Here is a 20,609-nt window from a genome sequence, read left to right on the forward strand (position 1 = left end):
ATCAAGCATCCAGTAGCTCATTGGCAATGGTTTGGAGTTTACGGGTGAGCGGCCCAACCGGCCAGCTCAGTGCTGCATAAGAGCGCACCGGCCAAATGCCATAAACGCTGTTGCAGACAAAGACCTCGTCAACCCATTGCAGCTGTTCGAGGGGGATATCGGTAATTTGTGTGGGGATACCCGATGACTTGGCTTGAAATAAAACTTCATCACGCATCACCCCGGCGACGCCACAGCGCTTGAGATCCGCCGTGATCAGCACGCCATTGCGCACCAGGAACAGATTGCTGAATACGCCTTCGATCACGCGCCCGGCTTGATCAAGCATCAAGCCTTCCGCATGCTCGGTGTCCTGCCACTCAGCGCGAGCAAGGACCTGCTCCAGGCGATTCAAATGCTTGAGGCCAGCGAGCAGAGGCTGTTCGGAAAGTCGTGTGGCACAAGGGAACAGCCGCACCCCTTGCTCGGCATGGGCGGCGGGATAGGCCGCTGGCGGGTTACCCGACAAAATACGTCGCGCCGGCGCGGAGGGATCGAAGGCATAGCCGCGTAAGCTATCACCGCGTGTGACGATCAGCTTGAGCACACCTTCGTCCAGCTTCGCGGCATAATTCAGCAGCTCGGTGACCATGACCCCATGATCAAGGTTGATTGCCAATCGCTGGCAACCACCAGCCAAACGCGCCAGATGACGATCCAGCAGCAGCGGAACGCCATTTCGCACAGCGATGGTCTCAAACAGACCATCGCCGTAAGCCAGGCCACGATCCTTCAGCGACAGAGCGTCAGCCGGTTGACCGTCGACCCAGCTATCCATCAGCCTGCGAACCGGCGGAACACCAGCGAGCCGTTGGTCCCGCCAAACCCGAAGGAGTTGGAGACGACCACATCGATGTCCATGTTGCGCGCAGTGTGCGGCACGAAATCGAGATCGCAGCCTTCATCCGGCTCATCGAGGTTGATGGTCGGCGGCGCTACCTGGCTGTTGATTGCCAGCACGCTGAAGATCGCCTCGACCGCGCCCGCCGCACCCAACAGGTGACCGGTCATGGACTTGGTCGAACTGACCGCCAGCTTGTAGGCGTGATCGCCGAACACCGACTTGATCGCACAGGCTTCGGCGAGGTCGCCGGCCGGGGTCGAGGTGCCGTGGGCATTGATGTACTGGACCTGATCGCTGTTGATCTTCGCATCGCGCAGGGCGTTGGTGATGCAGCGTGCAGCGCCAGCGCCATCGGCCGGTGGCGACGTCATGTGGTAAGCGTCGCCACTGGTGCCGAAACCGATCAGCTCGGCATAAATGGTCGCACCGCGAGCCTTGGCGTGTTCCAGCTCTTCGAGGACCAGCGCACCGGCGCCATCGGACAAAACGAAGCCGTCACGGCCCTTGTCCCATGGACGGCTGGCACGGGTCGGCTCGTCGTTGCGGGTCGACAATGCGCGGGAGGCACCGAAGCCGCCCATGCCCAGGCCGCAAGCGGCCATTTCGGCACCGCCGGCAATCATCACGTCGGCTTCGTCGTACATGATGTTGCGGGCTGCCATGCCGATGCAGTGCGTACCGGTGGTGCACGCGGTGGCGATGGCGTAGTTAGGTCCCTGTGCACCGAGGTGAATGGACAGGAAACCGGAAATCATATTAATGATCGAACCCGGCACGAAAAACGGAGAAATCCGTCGTGGACCGGTTTCGTGCAGCGTGCGGGCGGTTTCTTCGATATTGGTCAAGCCGCCAATACCCGAACCCATGGCCACGCCGATACGCTCACGGTTGGCGTCAGTGACTTCCAGACCGGCGTTGCGCACCGCCTGAAACCCTGCGGCCAGACCGTACTGGATAAACAGGTCGAGCTTGCGCGCTTCCTTGACTGACAGGTATTCCTCGACATTGAAGCCCTTTACCGAGCCGCCAAAACGGGTGGAATAGGCAGAAAGGTCGGTGTGTTCGATCAGACCAATGCCACTGCGGCCAGCCAGAATGCCCTGCCAGCTGCTCGGCACATCCGTGCCCAGTGGCGACAACATACCCATACCGGTGACTACGACGCGTCTACGCGACACAGCACTCTCCTTTTTCAAATGACGACTTTGCATCAGGCCTAAAGAAAAAACCGCACGCCATGATGGCAGTGCGGTTTTTCCATGACAGCGAGCAACGATTACAAACTATTACGCCTGGTGGCTAGTAACGTAGTCGATTGCAGCTTGTACAGTAGTGATCTTCTCAGCTTCTTCGTCAGGGATTTCGGTCTCGAATTCCTCTTCCAGAGCCATCACCAGCTCAACGGTGTCAAGGGAGTCGGCACCCAGGTCTTCAACGAAGGAAGCAGTGTTGACCACTTCTTCTTCTTTAACGCCCAGTTGCTCAGCAACGATTTTCTTGACGCGCTCTTCGATGGTGCTCATACCTTGTTTTCACTCCTAATGGACAAATTCAGGCAGCTGGCCAGTGGGTAAGTGTATAGAAAGGCTTTTCAGCTTTTCAACTGAAAGCTTCACTCCTCAGACCCGGTGACCCACTGCCTATAAATAGATTGCAGCTTTATAACGGATTTTAGACAGCTCGTATGACATTTTTTTGAAGCAATCCGTCACATTTGAATTACATGTACATCCCGCCGTTCACCGGGATTGTAGCCCCAGTCACGTAAGCCGCACCGTCCGACGCAAGAAAAGCGACCACGGACGCGATCTCTTGAGCTTGACCCAGACGACCCAGAGGAATCTGCGTTTGCAAGGCTTCACGCTGCGCCTCAGGCAGTTCACGGGTCATATCGGTGTCGATGAACCCAGGGGCCACCGAGTTTACCGTAATCGAACGCGAACCGACTTCACGCGCCAGTGCACGGCTGAAACCTTCCAGACCAGCCTTGGCGGCAGCGTAGTTTACTTGGCCTGCGTTGCCCATGGCACCCACAACCGAGCCAATACTGATAATTCGACCCCAACGAGCCTTGGTCATGCCGCGCAAAACGCCCTTGGACAGGCGGAACAGACTGTTCAGGTTGGTATCGACAACGTCATGCCACTCGTCGTCTTTCATGCGCATCATCAGATTATCGCGGGTGATACCGGCATTATTGACCAGGATCGCCGGCGCACCATACTGCGCCTGAATGCTTGCCAGGACACTTGCCACGGACTCGTCGCTGGTGACATTGAGTTCCAGCCCGGTGCCTTGAACACCGTTTTCTTTCAGGGTGGCAGCAATTCGCTCAGCGCCCGAGGCGGAGGTCGCGGTACCGATCACGATAGCGCCCTGACGACCCAGTTCCAGGGCGATAGCCTGGCCAATGCCACGGCTTGCACCGGTGACCAGTGCAACTTTACCTTGCAGACTCATGCAAGTTTCTCCTGATTCAGGCCAACGCCGCACGAGCGGCAGCGAAAGCGTCTGGGGTATTGAGGTTGGATGTCGACACGCCTTCAGCGCAGCGCTTGTTCAGACCGGCCAGCACTTTGCCCGGACCGCATTCGACCAGCTGGGTCGCGCCCTTGGCGGCCAGCGCCTGGACCGATTCAACCCAGCGTACTGGCTTGTAGAGCTGCTCAAGCAAATCGCGCTTGAGGATTTCCAGATCAGCCGGAACATCGGCACTGACGTTCTGCACCACAGGAATTTGCGGTACCTGCCAGTCGATCGCGGCGATCGACTCAGCGAAACGCTCAGCGGCCGGACGCATCAGCTCGCAGTGGGACGGCACGCTGACCGGCAACGGCATGGCGCGCTTTGCACCACGAGCCTTGCAGCCCTCGATGGCGCGCTCGACCGCCGCCTTGGCACCAGCAATGACGACCTGGCCCGGAGAGTTGAAGTTGACCGCGCTGACTACTTCGCCTTGCGCCGCTTCGGAACAGGCAGCCAGCACGTCAGCATCGTCCAGACCGAGGATCGCGGCCATACCGCCCTGCCCGGCCGGAACGGCTTCCTGCATCAACTGACCACGACGCTCGACCAGTTTCACGGCATCGCCCAGACTCAGACTGCCTGCCGCAACCAGCGCGCTGTATTCACCCAGGCTGTGGCCGGCAACGTACGCCGGATGCGCACCGCCTTCGGCCAGCCACAGACGCCACAGAGCGATGGAGGCAGTCAGAATGGCCGGCTGGGTTTTATCGGTTTGATTGAGTTGCTCTTCCGGCCCTTGCTGGGTCAGTGCCCACAGGTCGTAACCCAGAGCATCGGAAGCTTCTTTGAATGTTTCGAGGACAACCGGATGTTGTGCGCCCAACTCGGCCAGCATGCCGAGGGACTGCGAACCCTGTCCTGGAAAGACGAATGCGAGGGAAGCAGACATGTAACAAGCCCCTAATGATCTTGTCGTCGGAGAGTTGACGTCCCGCTTTAGGGGACGCAAGAAACTGACAGTTGGATGGTCACTCGAACCGAGCGGTCACATTTAAGCATTGTCCGACGAAAACGCCTAAAGCAACAAATCCTCCAGACGACCGTGTATGCGCTCCGGCAGATTCTCCTGAATTTCGATCAGTGCGCGCTGAATGGCGCTTTGAAAGCCCTGCACCCCGGCAGATCCGTGGCTTTTTACGACGATGCCCTGCAAACCGAGAAAGCTCGCACCATTGTGTCGCGCAGGCGCCAGATCAGCCTGTAGACGCTTCATCAGGGGTAGCGCCAAAGCACCGACCATGCGCGATGCGACACTCTGCCTGAACAACGCCTCGATACGCCCGGCAATCATGGTTGCCAGGCCTTCACTGGATTTGAGCAGGATATTGCCGACAAATCCGTCGCACACCACCACATCCGCTTCACCTCGGTACAAACCGTCACCTTCGACAAAACCGATGTAATTGATACCCCGGGCCGCCTGTAACAACGTCGCGGCCAGCTTGACCTGCTGATTGCCCTTGATGTCCTCGGTGCCGATGTTCAGCAAGGCCACGCGCGGGCGAACTATCCCCAGAGTTTCGGCCGCGACCGAGCCCATCACCGCAAACTGCAACAGATGCTCTGCACTGCAATCGACGTTGGCACCCAGATCGAGCAACTGGCAGTAACCCTTCTGCGTCGGAATCGCCGCCACCATGGCCGGCCGATCAATGCCCGGCAAGGTCTTGAGCACAAAACGCGACAGCGCCATCAACGCTCCCGTATTGCCGGCACTGACACAGGCCTGAACCTTGGCGTCGCGCAGCAACTCAAGCGCCACGCGCATGGAGGAGTCGGGCTTGCCTCGCAGGGCCTGGGCAGGTTTTTCATCCATGGTGATGACTTCGGACGCCGGAGCAATCGACAGGCGTGCGCGATCCACAGCCGAATGGCCAGCGATCAGTTCTTCAAGTAGGGAGGGTTGACCGACGAGGGTCAGGTGAAGCGAGGGGGTAGCAGCCAGGCAAGCGAAGCTGGCTTGAACAATGCTGCGGGGACCGAAGTCCCCGCCCATTGCGTCAATCGCGATGACTTGAGCAGACAAGTGATTACTCGTCAGCGCCCTTGTCGATCACTTTACGACCACGGTATACGCCTTCTGGCGATACGTGGTGACGCAGGTGAACTTCACCGGTGGTTTTTTCTACAGACAGGGTGCTAGCCTCGAGAGCGTCGTGCGAACGGCGCATGTCACGGGCAGAGCGGGATTTTTTGTTCTGCTGAACAGCCATAATTGATTAACTCCTAAACGTTTGGGTCACGCTTTAACTGCGCCAATACACTGAACGGGTTGGACCGCGTTACCTCGTCCTCGCTCGGTTCGGGCTCATCGAGACCCGCCGGCTGCTGGCATTCTTCCGGATGATGAGCAGGCACAATGGGCAAGGCAAGCAGAAGCTCCTCCTCGATCAGTGACTGCAGATCCAAAGGATCTTCGCCCAGTTCCAGCACGTCATAACCTTTCGGCAACGACTGGGTATTCGCACCCTCCTTTACCACAGCGTAACTGCATTCGCTATGGATCGGCAGGGTGACCAGCTCAAGACAACGCTGGCAAACCATTTTGACCTCAGTGTCGATAAAGCTGTGGATGACCACAGATTTACGTTCATCTCGCTCAAAAACGAATTTAGCCTGCACCGTACCGACATTGTCGGAAAGCGGGTCGCAGAGTCTCTCCAAATCGGCCAGCAGCATTTCACCTTGAAGGGTGGTGCCACGATCAGCCAATTTGCGCGGGTCAACGTGAGGTGGAATCGGGTCATTCAACATAGGCGCAGCATTATAGGGATGCACCCGGCCATGTCAAAGGAAATTCAGCCCTGTCCGTCACTTGGAAGCGCCGCTAGAATTCACGACTGCCATTTGGAGTTGCGCATGCTGCCTTTATTACTCGCTTCCAGCTCAGCCTATCGCCGGGAATTGCTCACCCGCTTGCAGCTGCCATTCACCTGCAGCTCGCCGAATATCGACGAGAGCCATCGCCCCGACGAGCCCGCGATAGAGCTGGTCAAACGCCTGGCCGAAGAAAAGGCACGCGCCTTGGCGACCAGCCATACCGCTCATCTGATTATCGGTTCCGACCAGGTCGCCGTGCTCGGTGACAGGATTATCGGAAAGCCCCACACCTTTGAAAAAGCCCGGGAGCAGCTGCAAGCCTCAAGCGGCGCCAGCGTGACGTTTCTGACCGGGCTGGCGCTGCTGAACAGCCAGACCGGCCACTGCCAGGTCGACTGCGTTCCATTTACCGTCCACATGCGCACCCTCGAGACCGCACGTATCGAGCGCTACCTGCGCATAGAGGAACCCTACGACTGCGCTGGCAGCTTCAAGGCCGAAGGGCTGGGTGTCAGCCTGTTTCAAAGCACCGAAGGACCTGATGCCACCAGCCTGGTCGGCCTGCCACTGATCCGACTGATCGATATGCTGTTGGCTGAAGGCGTGCAAATCCCCTGAACGCAAAAGATCGCAGCCTTCGGCAGTTCCTGCAGGGAGCAGGAGCTGCCGAAGGCTGCGATCTTTTGACCTTGGAAACGTATCAGCGCAGCGACGGACCGTTAAACCCCATCCACATCGCCAAATGCTCAGCCACACTGGCACCGAGTTTTTTCGAGAAGCGATCGAATGGCGACTCCTGAACGGTAAAGTCCACCAACTCTTTCTCGCCGACTACATCTCGAGCGACCGAACTGGCATTGCCCATCCCGTCAATGAGCCCCAATGGCAGAGCCTGCTCGCCAGACCACACCAGGCCGGAGAACAACTCCGGATGATCCTTATCCTTCAAGCGATCGCCACGACCCTGCTTGACGCTGTTGATGAACTGGTGATGAGTCGTATCGAGGACACCTTGCCAGAAGGCGGTTTCTTCCGGCTTCTGCGGCTGGAACGGATCCAGGAACGATTTGTGCTCGCCCGAGGTGTAGGTGCGACGCTCGACACCCAACTTCTCCATGGTACCGACAAAGCCATAACCGGCCGCCGTCACACCGATGGAGCCCACAAGACTCGCCTTGTCCGCATAGATCTGATCGGCTGCACTGGCGATGTAATACGCCCCGGAAGCCCCCAGATCGGAAATGACCGCGTACAGCTTGATCTGCGGATGCAGAGCGCGCAGGCGACGGATCTCGTCATAGACATAGCCTGACTGCACCGGACTGCCGCCCGGGCTGTTGATGCGCAGAATCACACCCTTGACCTTTTCATCCTCGAAGGCCGCACGCAGGCTGCCAACGATATTGTCAGCGCTGGCGGGTTCTTTGTCGGCGATCACGCCCGTCACATCGATCAGCGCGGTGTAGTTACCACTGCGAGTGGCCGCTTTTTCCATGTCCATCAGCGGCGAAAACAGTGCCAATGCACCAAACAGGTACACAAAGGTCAGCAGCTTGAAAAATATCCCCCAGCGACGGGACCGGCGCTGCTCCTGCACGCTGGCCAGCAGGGTCTTTTCCAGCAGCTTCCAGCTTTTATCGTCACCGCCATCAGCGCTCGCCTTGGCGGGCGCTTTCCATTCGTCGGTCATGCGATCTACCTCAGCAAAAACGTATTAAGCCTGACGAAGCCAGGCGTGCAATTCGCAAAAACGGTCAATCGACAGTCGCGGCTCGAACACCTTCAACGCCTCGATGGATTGAGCGCCATAACTCACCGCAACCGAATCCATGCCGGCATTGCGCGCCATTTGAAGGTCAAAGGACGAATCCCCGACCATCAGCGCCTTCTGCGCAGAAACACCACAATGAGCGAGGATTTCTTCCAGCATCAGAGGATGCGGCTTGCTGGCAGTTTCATCCGCCGCACGGGTGATATCGAAATAGTCTTCCCAGCCATGCGCCTTGAGCACCCGGTCCAGCCCGCGACGGGCTTTGCCGGTCGCCACCGCCAAGTGATAACCCTCGTCACGAAACGCGGCCATCGATTCGACAACCCCCTCGAACAGCGGCGAAGGCACCGCCTCCGATGCGATGTAGTGATCGGCATAGTGCTGACGAAACGCGATGAGCTCGTCATCACCGATCTGCGGATACAACGTGCGAATCGCCTCGGGCAACCCCAGACCAATAATGCCCTTGACCGAAAAGTCATCGCACAATGGAAAACCGGATCGCTCGGACGCTACATGCATCGCTTCGACAATCCGGCCGATGGAATCGGCCAGCGTGCCATCCCAATCAAAAATCAGCAGTTTGTAATCAGATGGGCGCACTCAATCGCTCCACGGTCTTGGCCCACATTTCGTCTACGGGTGCCTGTAGTTTCAGCTCACCACCATCGGGCAGCGGCACGGTCAACATGTAGGCGTGCAGAAACAGGCGCTTGCCGCCCAGATCGCGGATTTCCTTACTGAAATCGTCGTCGCCGTATTTTGTGTCGCCGGCAATGCAGTGCCCGGCGTGCAACGTGTGAACGCGGATCTGGTGTGTACGGCCGGTGATCGGTTTGGCTTCAATCAGCGTGGCAAAGTCGCCAAAACGACGCAGGACCTTGAACACGGTCACAGACTCCTTGCCCTCCTCCTCATCGACCTCGACCATGCGCTCGCCAGAGCGCAGATTGCTCTTGCCCAGCGATGCACGGACTTGCTTGATCGAACTCGCCCAGTTACCGCGAACCAGCGCCATATAGCGTTTATCGACGCCATCACCGCGCAAGGCCGTGTGCAAGTGACGCAACATGCTGCGCTTCTTGGCGATCATCAGCAGGCCGGAGGTATCACGGTCGAGACGATGAACCAGTTCGAGTTCCTTGCAATCGGGACGCAACTGACGAAAGGCTTCGATCACTCCGTAATTCAAGCCGCTGCCACCGTGAACGGCGATGCCGCAAGGCTTGTTGATCACGATCAGCGCCTTGTCTTCGAAGACAATCGAGGCCTCGAGCCGCTGCAGCAGGCCTTGTGCCAATGGCACCGGCTCGTCGCGTTCAGGCACACGCACCGGCGGCACGCGCACGATATCGCCCGCCTGCAGCTTGTACTCGGGCTTGATCCGCCCCTTGTTCACCCGCACTTCGCCTTTGCGCAAAATGCGGTAAATCAAGGTCTTGGGCACGCCTTTGAGCCGGGCGAGGAGGAAGTTATCAATACGTTGGCCGGCATATTCCGGCGAGACCTCAAGCAGTTGTACGCTTGGAGTCGGGGGGGTAGTCGTCGTCATGCCGCGGATGATAACAATTTTTTATGGAATTGAAGCACTTAATCATTACTGCTATAGTCGCGAACGCCGCCAAAAGCGGCCTGGGCAGAGGACCATCAGTCAAAAACCGGCCCTGACCAACGCAATTCACCAGGACGCGAGGCCGTCCTACGCAGCGTTCGCTACGTAACGGTGGAGTTTGCAGGTGTAACGAGCGCAGGTGACATGAGGCCTGAATCACGCCGCATAACAGAGTATTTCACTCGTTCTGCGAGCCATATTCACGGCCAGTTCACAAAGTGCAGTCAGCTGCGAATGACCCCGAGCGAACGCTTCGGAAACAACGCCTAAATTAGCCATGATGCGTGACCTCCCCTTTCGGAGCTCACGGTAAATGCCAACCCGCTGCGGATTCTGCGCGCGGCAGCACCCGAATTATCAGGGATACGTGTAGGGTGGAGATGCACAACCGCTGGACTGTGTAGCAACAGGCTTTCATCAAGACGCTTCATCTCGTCCACAGCCGCTGGTTGATTCCTCCTCCTGACTGAGTGCTTAGTAGCCACAGCAAGCAGGACGCGTACGTCGCGATGAAGGCCCTCATTGGCCAGACTTCGCTGGACACGGGAATGGCCAACCACTCCCGACGCACCTGACACCGACCGTGAGAAGTCGTGTGTGCCGAACGCCGTTTCCGGCAGCCCGGAAACCGACGGTACTACATGAAAAGAATGCTGATTAACGCAACTCAACCCGAAGAGTTGCGTGTTGCACTGGTAGATGGCCAGCGCCTCTACGACCTGGACATCGAATCCGGTGCACGCGAGCAGAAGAAGGCCAACATCTATAAAGGCCGGATTACTCGCATCGAACCAAGCCTTGAGGCTGCCTTTGTCGATTTCGGCTCTGAGCGCCACGGCTTCCTGCCACTCAAAGAAATCTCCCGCGAATACTTCAAGAAAGCCCCCGAAGGCCGCGTCAACATCAAGGACGTCCTGAGCGAAGGCCAGGAAGTCATCGTTCAGGTCGAAAAAGAAGAACGTGGCAACAAGGGCGCCGCCCTGACCACCTTCATCAGCCTGGCCGGTCGTTATCTCGTCCTGATGCCGAACAACCCGCGTGCAGGCGGTATTTCCCGTCGCATCGAAGGCGAAGAGCGCAATGAACTGCGTGAAGCCCTGAACGGCCTGGTTGCCCCGGCCGACATGGGTCTGATCGTGCGCACTGCCGGCCTGGGCCGCAGCAGCGAAGAAATGCAGTGGGACCTCGACTACCTGCTGCAACTCTGGACCGCCATCAAAGAAGCTTCGCTGGATCGTTCCGCGCCGTTCCTGATTTACCAGGAAAGCAACGTGATCATCCGCGCCATCCGCGATTACCTGCGCCAGGACATCGGCGAAGTGCTGATCGACAGCGTTGAAGCCCAGGACGAAGCCCTGACCTTCATCCGTCAGGTGATGCCGCAGTACGCCAGCAAGATCAAGCTGTACGAGGACAGCGTTCCGCTGTTCAACCGTTTCCAGATCGAAAGCCAGATCGAAACCGCTTTCCAGCGCGTCGTCGAACTGCCTTCCGGCGGCTCCATCGTCATCGATCCGACCGAAGCCCTGGTGTCCATCGACATCAACTCGGCACGCGCCACCAAAGGCAGCGACATCGAAGAAACCGCCCTGCAGACCAACCTTGAAGCCGCCGAAGAAATCGCCCGTCAGTTGCGCCTGCGCGACATCGGCGGCCTGATCGTCATCGACTTCATCGACATGACCCCTGCCAAGAACCAGCGCGCCGTGGAAGAAAAAGTCCGCGAATGCCTGGAAGCCGACCGCGCCCGCGTGCAAGTCGGTCGCATCTCGCGCTTCGGCCTGCTGGAAATGTCCCGTCAGCGCCTGCGTCCATCCCTGGGCGAAAGCAGCGGCATCGTTTGCCCGCGTTGCAACGGCACCGGCATCATCCGTGACGTTGAATCGCTGTCCCTGGCAATCCTGCGCCTGATCGAAGAAGAAGCGCTGAAAGACCGCACCGCCGAAGTTCGCGCACAAGTGCCGATCCCGGTGGCCGCGTTCCTGCTCAACGAAAAACGCAACTCGATCACCAAGATCGAACTGCGTACCCGTGCCCGTATCGTCATCCTGCCGAACGATCACCTCGAAACACCGCACTTCGAAGTGCAACGTCTGCGCGACGACAGCCCGGAAGCCGCGACTAACCAGTCCAGCTACGAAATCGCTGCTGCCGCTGCCGAAGTGGAAGAAGTCCAGCCAGCCGCCGCGACCCGCACCCTGGTTCGCCAGGAAGCAGCGGTCAAGACAGCGCCAGCCCGCGCCAACGCTCCGGTTCCGACCGAAGTCGCCGCTCCGGCCCCGGCTCCGGTGGCAGTACCTGAGCCAAGCCTGTTCAAAGGCCTGGTAAAGTCGCTGGTCAGCCTGTTCGCCACCAAGGAAGAACCTGTTGCTCCGGCCGTGGTTGAAAAGCCTGCGACCACCGAGCGCCCCGCTCGTAACGAAGAGCGTCGCAACGGTCGTCAGCAGAGCCGCAACCGTAACGGTCGCCGCGATGAAGAGCGCAAGCCTCGTGAAGAACGTGCTCCGCGTGAAGAACGCGCACCACGTGAACCGCGTGAAGAACGTCAGCCACGCGAAGCCCGTGAAGAAACGCCGACTGTAGCTCGCGAAGAACGCGCACCACGCGCCCCTCGTGAAGAACGTGCTCCGCGCGCCCCGCGTGAAGATCGCAAGCCGCGTGGCGAGCGCGAGGAACGCGTTCGTGAACTGCGCGAGCCCCTGGATGCCACTCCAGCCGTCGCCCCAGCTGCCGCCGTCACCGCTGAAGAGCGTCCGGCCCGCCAGCCACGCGAAGAGCGTGCTCCACGCCCACCGCGTGAAGAACGCCAGCCACGTGCCGAGCAAGCTGCTGCTGCCGTCGCTGAAGAAGAAGAACTGACGACCAGCGAAGAGCAACTGCAGGAAGAAGGTCAGGATGGCGCCGAAGGCGATCGTCCACGCCGCCGCTCCCGTGGCCAGCGTCGCCGCAGCAACCGCCGCGAGCGTCAACGCGATGCCAACGGCAATGTGATCGAAGGTTCGGACGAATCCGAAGGCGACAACGCCGAAGCCCCGAGCACTGCCGACCTGGCCGCCGGTCTGGCTGTTACTGCAGCCGTTGCCAGCAGCGTGATCAGTGCTCCAGCCGAAGCACAAGCCAACGAGCAAGCCGAACGCGCTACTGCTGCCACCCTGGAAACTGCTCCGGTCGAAGCGCCAGTCGTTGAAGCGACCACGCCGGTTGAAGTCACTGCATCGCCAGAAGTCGAAGTCGCACCAACCGTCGTTCAGGCCGTAGCCGAACCGGCTGTGGTTGCAGAACCGGTTGCCGAGACCGTGACAGAAACCATCACTGAAGCCGTTCGTGAAGTTCGCGAAGAGCAGACCGCGTTTAACTGGGTTGCCGAGCCAGCCGTAACTGAAACGCCAGCAACTGCGCCAGCTGTGGAAGCAGAAGTCGCTCAAGCAATGGTTTCCGAGCCAGTGGTTGCTGCTGCCGAGCCTGCGCCGGTCGTTGAAGTGCCGGTTGTTGCCGAAGTAGCTGCACCGGTAGTCGAAGCGTCGGTCGTCGCTGAAGTGACCGAGCCTGTCGTCGAAGCTGCCCCGGTCAGCGCCCTGACGCCAAGTGGTCGCGCGCCTAACGACCCGCGTGAAGTGCGTCGTCGCAAGCGTGAAGAAGAGCGCCTGCAAAAGGAAGCCGAACTGGCTGCCGCTGCTGCACCGGCGCCGGTCGCTGCCGAAGCGGTTGAGTCGGTGATCGAAGAAGCACCACGCTCCGTTCAGGAAGCGGTACAGCAACACGAGCAAGCCGAGGAAAAAGAACACGAGCCTAAACCGCTCGTCTGATTCCGCCGGTCAATAAAAAGCCCCGCCTGGTGATCCTGGCGGGGCTTTTTTTGCAGTAAAAATCTAAAGATCGCAGCCTTCGATAGCACCTACAAATGATCGACGCAGGCGCTGCCGAAGGCTGCGATCTTTTTGATTTCACCCAAAGACCAACTTCTCCGGCACATCCACATCCCACAAAACCCCGGGATCATCCACCGCAACCTCAACCACTCGCCCTTGCGCAAACAACGGCTTGGCACCCCGATCACCCGACAGCGCCATCAATCCCGGTCCATATTTACGCCCGAAACCCACCGGATGCCCATAGTCACCGTCATGCACCGGCACACTGATGCAATCTTCATAAACCTGAGCCACAACTTGTTCGATCGTCGATGGCAAAACAAACGGCATATCTCCCAACACCACCAACCATCCACCAAGTTGCGCAGATACAGCGACTCCAGCAGCAATGCTGTCCCCCATTCCTGTGGACTCGATCAGCACGATCTCGCAACCATAAGCCTTCGCCATGCGAATCACCTGCGGGCGATCATCGGTGGTCACCAACACCCGTTTTTCCAGGTTGGCTGGCAGATTCAACAGAACATGTTCAATGACAGAGCGAACTGCTCCATCGCGACCGACGCAATCGGCCAGCAACTTGTCTTTCTCGACACCAGCGACCTGGCGAAACCGACTGCCCTGCCCCGCTGCCAACACGATGACGCCGATGGGCTCACTCATACATCCTCCTGCAGCGGCTTCTTCTGCTTCAACTCGACGCCATTCTTGATCGCCACGATTTCGGCCATGAGCGACAAGGCGATTTCCGCCGGGTTGTGACTACCGATGTGCAAACCGATTGGCCCGTGCAGTCGAGCAATGGCCTGCTGTGACAAGCCTAGTTGAGCCAGATTGTCCCGACGTTTCTGGCTGTTGACCCGTGAACCCAGGGCGCCGACGTAGAACGCCTTGGAATCGAGGGCTGTCAGCAGCGCCATGTCGTCCAGGCGCGGATCATGGGTCAGGGCGACGATGGCAGTGCGTTCGTCGGTCTGAATATTCAGCACCGCCTCGTCGGGCATGCCTTGAACGAAACGTCCGTGTTGCGCTTCCCAGCCGTAGGCAAACTCGGTGCGCGGGTCGCAGATCAGCACTTCAAAATCCAGTAATCGGGCCATTTCGGCGACATACCGGGACAACTGCCCCGCACCAATCAACAGCAAACGCCAACGCGGACCGTAGATTGCGCGCAAGGTCTGTCCGTCGAACGTCAGCACGTCCGACTTGCACGCGGGCGTCAGAATCACTTGGCCGGTTTTGAGGTTGAGTTCGCGGGCAACGATTTCATGGGCCTCACAGTGGACCAGCAATTGCGCGACCCAATCCGCATCATCGACGCGTTCCTCGACCAAACGCAGGGTACCGCCGCACGGCAACCCGAATCGCGCCGCCTCTTCACGGGTGATGCCGTAGGTAATCAGCTGCACCGGTGGTCCGTCGGCCGGGATTCGACCGTCATGCAGGCGCGCTATCAGGTCATCTTCGACGCAACCACCGGACACCGAGCCGATCACCACACCGTCTTCGCGCAAGGCCAACATGGCGCCAGGCGCCCGAGGCGCGGTACCCCAGGTCTGGGCCACGCTGTACAACATCACCCGCTGGCGGGCGCGACGCCACTCCAGCACGCTGCGCAGGACATTCAGGTCGGCGCTGTCCATCAGACACCCGCCTTCTGCCAGCCCGACAACTGATAGCGAACCGGCAGGTTACGAATGCGTTGGCCAGTGGCGGCGAAGATCGCGTTGCACAGCGCCGGAGCAATCGGGGGTACACCCGGTTCGCCGACGCCACCCAACGGAACGTTGCCCGGTGGCGTCACCAGATGCACGGCGATTTCTTTCGGCGCCAGGGACATGCGCGCCACTTCGTACATATGGAAGTTGTCTTGCTGAACCTTGCCGTCCTTGAAGCTGATTTCACCCAGCACCGCGTTGCCCAACCCCATGACACAGGCGCCTTCGAACTGGGAGCGAATCCGTTCGGGGTTGATCTGCGGTCCGCAGTCGACGGCAATATCGGCCTTGTGCACGATCAGTGCGCCATCATCTTTGACTTCAACCTCGATCACCGCTGCCACGTAAGTCACGAAGCTGTAATGCACTGCCAGGCCCAGCCCTCGCCCCTTCGGCAATTCGCGCCCCCAACCGGCAGCCTTGGCGGCGGTTTCCAGCACCGTGCGCAAGCGTGCCGTGTCAATCGGATAGCGTTCTGGCGATTCACCGTAGTTCCACTCTTCACTCAAGGTACGCGGATCGATCTGACGATCCGGGCCGAGCAATTTGATCTGGAATTTGAGCGGGTCTTGTCCGGCCTTGTGCGCCAGCTCATCGATAAAGCTCTGAATCGCAAAACCGTGGGGAATGTTCGACACCGAACGGTACCAGCCGACCCGGGTGTGCACCGTCGCTTCAGGGTTTTCCAGGCGGATGTTGGGGATGGCATAGGCCATATTGGTGAAGCCCATGCCCAATTCAAAAGCCGCTTCATGGTTCATGCCCGGGGCGAAAAGCGCGGTAATGCTCGGCGCTACCGTGCGATGCAGCCAGCCGGACGGCAAACCATCCTTGTTCAAACTGGCTTTGAGGTATTCCACCGACACGGTATGGAAGTAGGAGTTATGGATATCGTCTTCGCGAGTCCACTGCACCCGTACCGCTTTGCCGGGGAATTCCTTGGCCAGGATGGCGGCTTCGATGATGAAATCAGGTTTGGACTTGCGCCCAAAACCGCCACCCAGCAATGTCACGTTGAAGGTGACCTTGTCGAACGGCAGACCGAGGCGCTCGCCAATCCGCTCGCGGGTCACTTGTGGCGCCTGACTCGGCCCCCAGGCTTCACAGACGCCCTCCTTGTAACGTGCGATGGCGACCATCGGTTCCATTGGCGACTGGGATAAATGCGGCAAGTAATACGAAGCTTCCAGCGTGCTGTCGGCACTGCTCATGGCCTCGTCTATGTTGCCGGTATTGCGCACTACCTTGCCGGGCTTGAGCGAAGCGGCCTCCAGCTCCTTGCGGTAGGCGATCGAGTCATAACTGGCGTTAGGGCCGTCGTCCCACTCGATCTTCAGCGCCTCACGCCCTTTGATGGCCGCCCAGGTATTGCTGGCCACCACGGCGATACCGCCCAAGGGCTGAAACTCGGAGGGCAGCGGACGACTTTCGATCTGCAGCACTTTCAGTACGCCGGGGACTTTCATCGCCGCACTGCCATCGAAACTTTTGACCTTGCCGCCGTAGACCGCGGGCCGGGCGATCACTGCGAACAACATGCCGTCGAAATGCACGTCGGCACCGTACACGGCGCGACCATTGACGATGTCGTCACCGTCGATGGCCTTGGTGCCCTCCTTGCCGATGTAGCGGAATTCAGAGGGTGGTTTGAGTTTTAGACTGTCACGCGCCGGCACAGCCAAAGCACTGGCTGCTGCCGCCAGCGCGCCATAATCGAGTTCACGGCCCGACGGTGTGTGGATGACTTTGTGCAGTTGTGCGTGGCATTCGCTGACCGGCACTTTCCACTGCTCGGCGGCGGCTTGTTCGAGCATGGTCCGCGCGGCGGCACCGCAGCGGCGCATCGGCTCGTACCAGTGACGCATGCTGCGCGAGCCGTCGGTGTCCTGGTTGCCAAAACGAACTTCGTCGCCCGGCGCCTGCCGCACCTTGACCCGTGCCCAGTCGGCTTCCAGCTCATCGGCCACCACCATGGTCAGGCTGGTGCGCACGCCCTGCCCCATCTCCGACCGATTGCAAACCACCGTGACCGTGCCATCCGCAGCAATGCTCACATAGACCTTGGGATCATCGATCCAGCCGTTGGGCATGCCATCGGCGCCAAATTTTTTCTCTTTCTCTTCGGCAAACGCATCCTGCCAACCCCAACTGGCCGCGACGACCAATGCGCCTGTGGCACCGACCCCCTTGAGGAAGCCTCGGCGACTGAGATTGCTCAAGGCGAAGTCATTCGGTAAATGGCTCATGCCTTGGCCTCTTTCAGGTGAGTGGATGCCTGACGGATGGCGGTCTTGATGCGATTGTAGGTGCCGCAACGGCAGATGTTGCCGACCATCGCTTCTTCGATCTGCTCGTCGCTCGGGTTCGGATGGATCTTGAGCAACGCGGTGGCGGACATGATTTGCCCACCTTGGCAAAACCCGCATTGGGCCACCGCGCTATCGAGCCAGGCTTGCTGCACAACTTTGCCAATCGGGTCGGTGTGCAATTCGTCGATGGTGGTGACGTTCTGCCCGACGACCGAACCGATCGGCGTGATGCAACTGCGCGTCGGAGCCCCCTCGATATGTATGGTGCACGCCCCGCACAGGCCCATGCCGCAGCCGAATTTGGTGCCGTTGTAACCGGCGACGTCGCGGATCGCCCAGAGCAGCGGCATGTCCTCGGTGACGTCGAGTTGATGGTCTTGATCGTTGAGTTTCAGGGTAATCATGGGCACGCCCGCATAGTGTTCGGGTTATGGGGTCGAGCAATCTGCCGCTGGAAGGTCAGCGGTTGGCATCACGCAGATCGACTCAGGCTGATGTGGGCTCTCTTGTGCGGACGAACACGTCTGCACCGGGCCTTTGATGGAGTGAATGGATTGCATCGTTAGCTCGCTAAGTTAACGCAGCATTAACAAAAAAGCCCTGCACTTTTCACGGTACAGGGCTTTGGAGTCATGCTTGAAAGCGTAGCTTCAATAGCGGTTCGGCTCCATTTCCAGCTCGACATGGAAACGTTCTGAAATGTCATTCTGAATGCGTTGCGCAAGATCGAGCAATTGCAATCCGGTGGCACTGCCGTAGTTGACCAACACCAGCGCCTGCAATTTATGCACGCCCGCGTCGGCATCACGAAAACCTTTCCACCCTGCCCGCTCAATCAGCCACCCAGCGGCCAACTTCACCTGCCCATCGGGTTGCGCGTAAGCCACCAGATCCGGGTATTCATCTTTGAGCCGCGTGGCCAGCGCAGCCGGCACCAGCGGGTTCTTGAAGAAGCTGCCGGCATTGCCGAGCACGGCCGGGTCAGGAAGTTTTTCGCTGCGGATGCTGCAAATGGCCTGGCTGACGTCGGTGGCGGTCGGATGCTCGATACCTTGATCGGTCAAGCGCTGACGCACCGGGCCATATTCAAGATGCAAATGTGCTGCGCGGTCGAGGGCGAAACGCACGCGCAGGATCAACCAGCGCCCCGGTTCCTGCTTGAAGAGGCTGTCGCGATAGGCGAAGTTGCATTCTTCCAGGCTGAAGTCCCGCAGTTCGCCACTCTGACGATCGAGAGCGGTCAGACCTGCGAAAACGTCCTTGATCTCGACCCCATAAGCGCCAATGTTCTGCATCGGTGCGGCACCGACGGTGCCTGGAATCAGGCTGAGGTTTTCAAGCCCCGACAACCCTTGCGCCAACGTGTGTTGCACAAACGGATGCCACGGTTCACCGGCCTCGGCTTCGATCACCACTTTGCTGCCGTCATCGCTGATCACACGAATGCCACGGGTGGCCATGCGCAACACCAGCGAATCGATATCCGCCGTCAGCAGCAAATTGCTGCCACCGCCGATCACCAACACCGGCACCTGGTGCTCCCGGCCATAGGCCAAGGCATCACGCACATCGGCGTCGCTATGGGCCTGGGCAAACAACCGCGCCTGAACGTCCACCCCAAAGCTGTTGAAGGGCTTGAGCGAAACCTGCGACTGAACCAGCAAACTCATAACCGTCCCTTCAATTCGATCACCAGCAAATCACTGGCGCGCTCGATCAGATCAAGCACCTGCTCGAATCCCTGATCGCCGTCGTAATACGGGTCTGGCACTTCGTCGACCTGCGACTCATAGCGACGCAGGAACAGATCCAGCTCGGCCTTGCCCTTGGCCGGTTGCAGGGCCTTGAGGTTGCGCAGATTGCTGTTGTCCATCGCCAGGATCAGGTCGTAGGTGGCGAAATCGGCACGGCTGACTTGCTGGGCGCGCTGGGCGGACAGGTCGTAGCCGCGCAGTTTCGCCGCCGCCTGACTGCGCTTGTCCGGCGCCTTGCCGACATGCCAGTCACCGGTTCCGGCGGAGGCGACTTCGACCTGATCAGCCAGCCCCGCTTCACGCAATTTATGCCGTAGAACGCCTTCGGCCGTAGGAGAACGGCAGATGTTGCCCAGGCAGACGAACAGAACGCGCATCAAGCCTCCAGCAGGCGCCGAACGCGCTCGAGGTCTTCAATGGTATCGACACCGGCTGGCGGTGCAATCAGCGCGTCGGCAACGTGAATCCGCACGCCGTGCCACAGAGCACGCAATTGCTCCAGACACTCGGTATTTTCCAGCCAGCATGGACCCCAGCTGACGAAGTCATGCAGGAAACCGGCGCGATAGGCATAGATGCCGATGTGGCGACGGTAAGGCACGCCTTCCGGCAGCTGTTCGCAACTCTGGGCGAAGGCATCTCGCGCCCAGGGCAGCGTGGCACGACTGAAGGTCAGCGCCAGGCCATTGAGGTCGCTGACCACCTTGACCACGTTCGGGTTGAACAGGGTTTGCACATCATCGATCGGCTCAGCCAGCGTGGCCATGCGCGCTTCGGTGTGGGCGGCCAGGTTGGCGGCGACCTGATCGATCACGCTCGGCGGAATCAGCGGTTCGTCACCCTGTACATTGACCACGATGGCGTCCGGCGCCAGCCCCAGTTTCTCGGCCACTTCGGCCAGGCGATCGGTGCCGGAGTTGTGATCTTCCCGGGTCAGCACCACTTCGGCGCCAAAACCTTTACACGCTTCGACAATGCGCGCGTCATCGGTGGCCACCACCACACGCTCGGCGCTACTTTTGCAGGCCTGTTCCCAGACGTGCTGGATCATCGGTTTGCCGGCGATCAGCAACATCGGTTTGCCCGGCAGGCGGGTCGAGCCATAACGCGAAGGAATGACAACGGTAAAGGCAGTTGTCATTTATCCAGGCGCTCGTCGGTGGTCAGTGTGCGCGCTTCGGATTCAAGCATCACCGGGATGCCGTCACGAATCGGGTAAGCCAGGCCTGCGCCTTTGCTGATCAGCTCGGTCTTGTCAGCGCTGAGCTTGAGCGGGCCTTTGCAGACAGGGCAAGCGAGGATATCGAGCAATTTGGTGTCCATGAACATTCCCTGGATAAAAAC

21 protein-coding genes are annotated in these 20,609 nt (G+C 59.4%); 2 read left to right on the forward strand and 19 right to left on the reverse strand.

Annotated elements, in window-relative coordinates; translation table 11 throughout:
* Nucleotide 1: 1 nt before the first annotated feature.
* The 8 genes from pabC to AD668_RS21310 form a co-directional block, all read right to left on the reverse strand.
* Entirely contained in the window at nt 2-817 is an 816-nt protein-coding gene (gene pabC, locus AD668_RS21275) for an aminodeoxychorismate lyase (RefSeq protein WP_053161904.1), read from the reverse strand.
* On the reverse strand, nt 817-2,061 hold the full coding sequence (gene fabF, locus AD668_RS21280) for a beta-ketoacyl-ACP synthase II (protein ID WP_053161906.1): 1,245 nt from the start codon (nt 2,059-2,061) through the stop codon (nt 817-819). Before fabF ends, pabC begins: the two co-directional genes overlap by 1 nt.
* Before the next feature lie 108 nt (nt 2,062-2,169).
* The gene (acpP, locus tag AD668_RS21285; protein ID WP_003175607.1) at nt 2,170-2,406 is read right to left on the reverse strand and encodes an acyl carrier protein; all 237 of its coding nucleotides are present in this window, start codon (nt 2,404-2,406) and stop codon (nt 2,170-2,172) included.
* 196 nt (nt 2,407-2,602) lie between these two features.
* Nucleotides 2,603-3,343 (reverse strand): 3-oxoacyl-ACP reductase FabG, encoded by a 741-nt coding sequence (gene fabG, locus AD668_RS21290; protein ID WP_053161908.1) that lies wholly within the window; start codon nt 3,341-3,343, stop codon nt 2,603-2,605.
* Nucleotides 3,344-3,359: 16 nt separating this feature from the next.
* Complete coding sequence (fabD, locus tag AD668_RS21295; RefSeq protein ID WP_053161910.1) at nt 3,360-4,298, reverse strand: ACP S-malonyltransferase; 939 nt, start codon at nt 4,296-4,298, stop codon at nt 3,360-3,362.
* 126 nt (nt 4,299-4,424) lie between these two features.
* Entirely contained in the window at nt 4,425-5,435 is a 1,011-nt protein-coding gene (gene plsX, locus AD668_RS21300; RefSeq protein ID WP_082344542.1) for a phosphate acyltransferase PlsX, read from the reverse strand.
* A 4-nt stretch (nt 5,436-5,439) separates the two neighbouring features.
* The gene (gene rpmF, locus AD668_RS21305) at nt 5,440-5,622 is read right to left on the reverse strand and encodes a 50S ribosomal protein L32 (RefSeq protein WP_003179396.1); all 183 of its coding nucleotides are present in this window, start codon (nt 5,620-5,622) and stop codon (nt 5,440-5,442) included.
* 13 nt (nt 5,623-5,635) lie between these two features.
* Nucleotides 5,636-6,163 carry a YceD family protein gene (locus AD668_RS21310; protein WP_008050439.1) on the reverse strand — a complete coding sequence of 176 codons (528 nt, stop codon included), beginning with the start codon at nt 6,161-6,163 and terminating at the stop codon, nt 5,636-5,638.
* Nucleotides 6,164-6,268: 105 nt separating this feature from the next.
* Here AD668_RS21310 and AD668_RS21315 point away from each other — a divergent pair, with 105 nt between their 5' ends.
* Nucleotides 6,269-6,847 carry a nucleoside triphosphate pyrophosphatase gene (locus tag AD668_RS21315; protein ID WP_053161914.1) on the forward strand — a complete coding sequence of 193 codons (579 nt, stop codon included), beginning with the start codon at nt 6,269-6,271 and terminating at the stop codon, nt 6,845-6,847.
* Between the two features lie 82 nt (nt 6,848-6,929).
* On the opposite strand, the gene AD668_RS21320 is transcribed toward AD668_RS21315, so the two are convergent.
* From AD668_RS21320 to rluC, 3 genes are read right to left on the reverse strand one after another with little or no spacing between them, the layout of a single operon-like run.
* A complete protein-coding gene (locus AD668_RS21320) occupies nt 6,930-7,919 on the reverse strand; it encodes a S49 family peptidase (protein WP_053161916.1) in 990 nt (329 codons plus the stop codon).
* Between the two features lie 24 nt (nt 7,920-7,943).
* Nucleotides 7,944-8,603, reverse strand: coding sequence for an HAD-IA family hydrolase (locus tag AD668_RS21325; protein WP_053161918.1), 660 nt, complete (start codon nt 8,601-8,603; stop codon nt 7,944-7,946).
* Complete coding sequence (gene rluC, locus AD668_RS21330) at nt 8,590-9,552, reverse strand: 23S rRNA pseudouridine(955/2504/2580) synthase RluC (RefSeq protein ID WP_046037476.1); 963 nt, start codon at nt 9,550-9,552, stop codon at nt 8,590-8,592. The genes AD668_RS21325 and rluC overlap by 14 nt, the downstream gene beginning before the upstream one ends.
* A gap of 701 nt (nt 9,553-10,253) precedes the next feature.
* On the opposite strand from rluC, the gene rne reads away from it, so the two are divergent.
* Nucleotides 10,254-13,418 (forward strand): ribonuclease E, encoded by a 3,165-nt coding sequence (rne, locus tag AD668_RS21335; RefSeq protein ID WP_053161921.1) that lies wholly within the window; start codon nt 10,254-10,256, stop codon nt 13,416-13,418.
* A 138-nt stretch (nt 13,419-13,556) separates the two neighbouring features.
* Here the strand turns inward: rne and AD668_RS21340 are convergent, their stop codons facing one another.
* The 8 genes from AD668_RS21340 to AD668_RS21375 all read right to left on the reverse strand — a co-directional run bounded on the left by AD668_RS21340 (nt 13,557) and on the right by AD668_RS21375 (nt 20,588).
* Nucleotides 13,557-14,147: an NTP transferase domain-containing protein gene (locus tag AD668_RS21340; RefSeq protein WP_053161923.1), complete on the reverse strand. Its 591-nt coding sequence runs from the start codon at nt 14,145-14,147 to the stop codon at nt 13,557-13,559.
* Nucleotides 14,144-15,127, reverse strand: a complete 984-nt coding sequence (locus AD668_RS21345; RefSeq protein ID WP_053161925.1) for an XdhC family protein — start codon at nt 15,125-15,127, stop codon at nt 14,144-14,146. Before AD668_RS21345 ends, AD668_RS21340 begins: the two co-directional genes overlap by 4 nt.
* Entirely contained in the window at nt 15,127-17,448 is a 2,322-nt protein-coding gene (locus tag AD668_RS21350) for a xanthine dehydrogenase family protein molybdopterin-binding subunit (protein WP_053161927.1), read from the reverse strand. Before AD668_RS21350 ends, AD668_RS21345 begins: the two co-directional genes overlap by 1 nt.
* Nucleotides 17,445-17,915 carry a (2Fe-2S)-binding protein gene (locus AD668_RS21355; RefSeq protein WP_053161929.1) on the reverse strand — a complete coding sequence of 157 codons (471 nt, stop codon included), beginning with the start codon at nt 17,913-17,915 and terminating at the stop codon, nt 17,445-17,447. Before AD668_RS21355 ends, AD668_RS21350 begins: the two co-directional genes overlap by 4 nt.
* 246 nt (nt 17,916-18,161) lie before the next feature.
* The gene (gene murB / locus AD668_RS21360; RefSeq protein ID WP_053161931.1) at nt 18,162-19,181 is read right to left on the reverse strand and encodes a UDP-N-acetylmuramate dehydrogenase; all 1,020 of its coding nucleotides are present in this window, start codon (nt 19,179-19,181) and stop codon (nt 18,162-18,164) included.
* Nucleotides 19,178-19,642, reverse strand: a complete 465-nt coding sequence (locus AD668_RS21365) for a low molecular weight protein-tyrosine-phosphatase (protein ID WP_053161933.1) — start codon at nt 19,640-19,642, stop codon at nt 19,178-19,180. Before AD668_RS21365 ends, murB begins: the two co-directional genes overlap by 4 nt.
* The gene (kdsB, locus tag AD668_RS21370; protein ID WP_053161934.1) at nt 19,642-20,406 is read right to left on the reverse strand and encodes a 3-deoxy-manno-octulosonate cytidylyltransferase; all 765 of its coding nucleotides are present in this window, start codon (nt 20,404-20,406) and stop codon (nt 19,642-19,644) included. Before kdsB ends, AD668_RS21365 begins: the two co-directional genes overlap by 1 nt.
* Nucleotides 20,403-20,588, reverse strand: coding sequence for a Trm112 family protein (locus AD668_RS21375; protein ID WP_003179363.1), 186 nt, complete (start codon nt 20,586-20,588; stop codon nt 20,403-20,405). The genes kdsB and AD668_RS21375 overlap by 4 nt, the downstream gene beginning before the upstream one ends.
* Nucleotides 20,589-20,609: the final 21 nt, after the last annotated feature.

Origin of the sequence: Pseudomonas sp. P1.8 (assembly GCF_001269805.1) — a bacterium.
In the GTDB taxonomy this organism is placed as follows: Bacteria; Pseudomonadota; Gammaproteobacteria; order Pseudomonadales; family Pseudomonadaceae; genus Aquipseudomonas.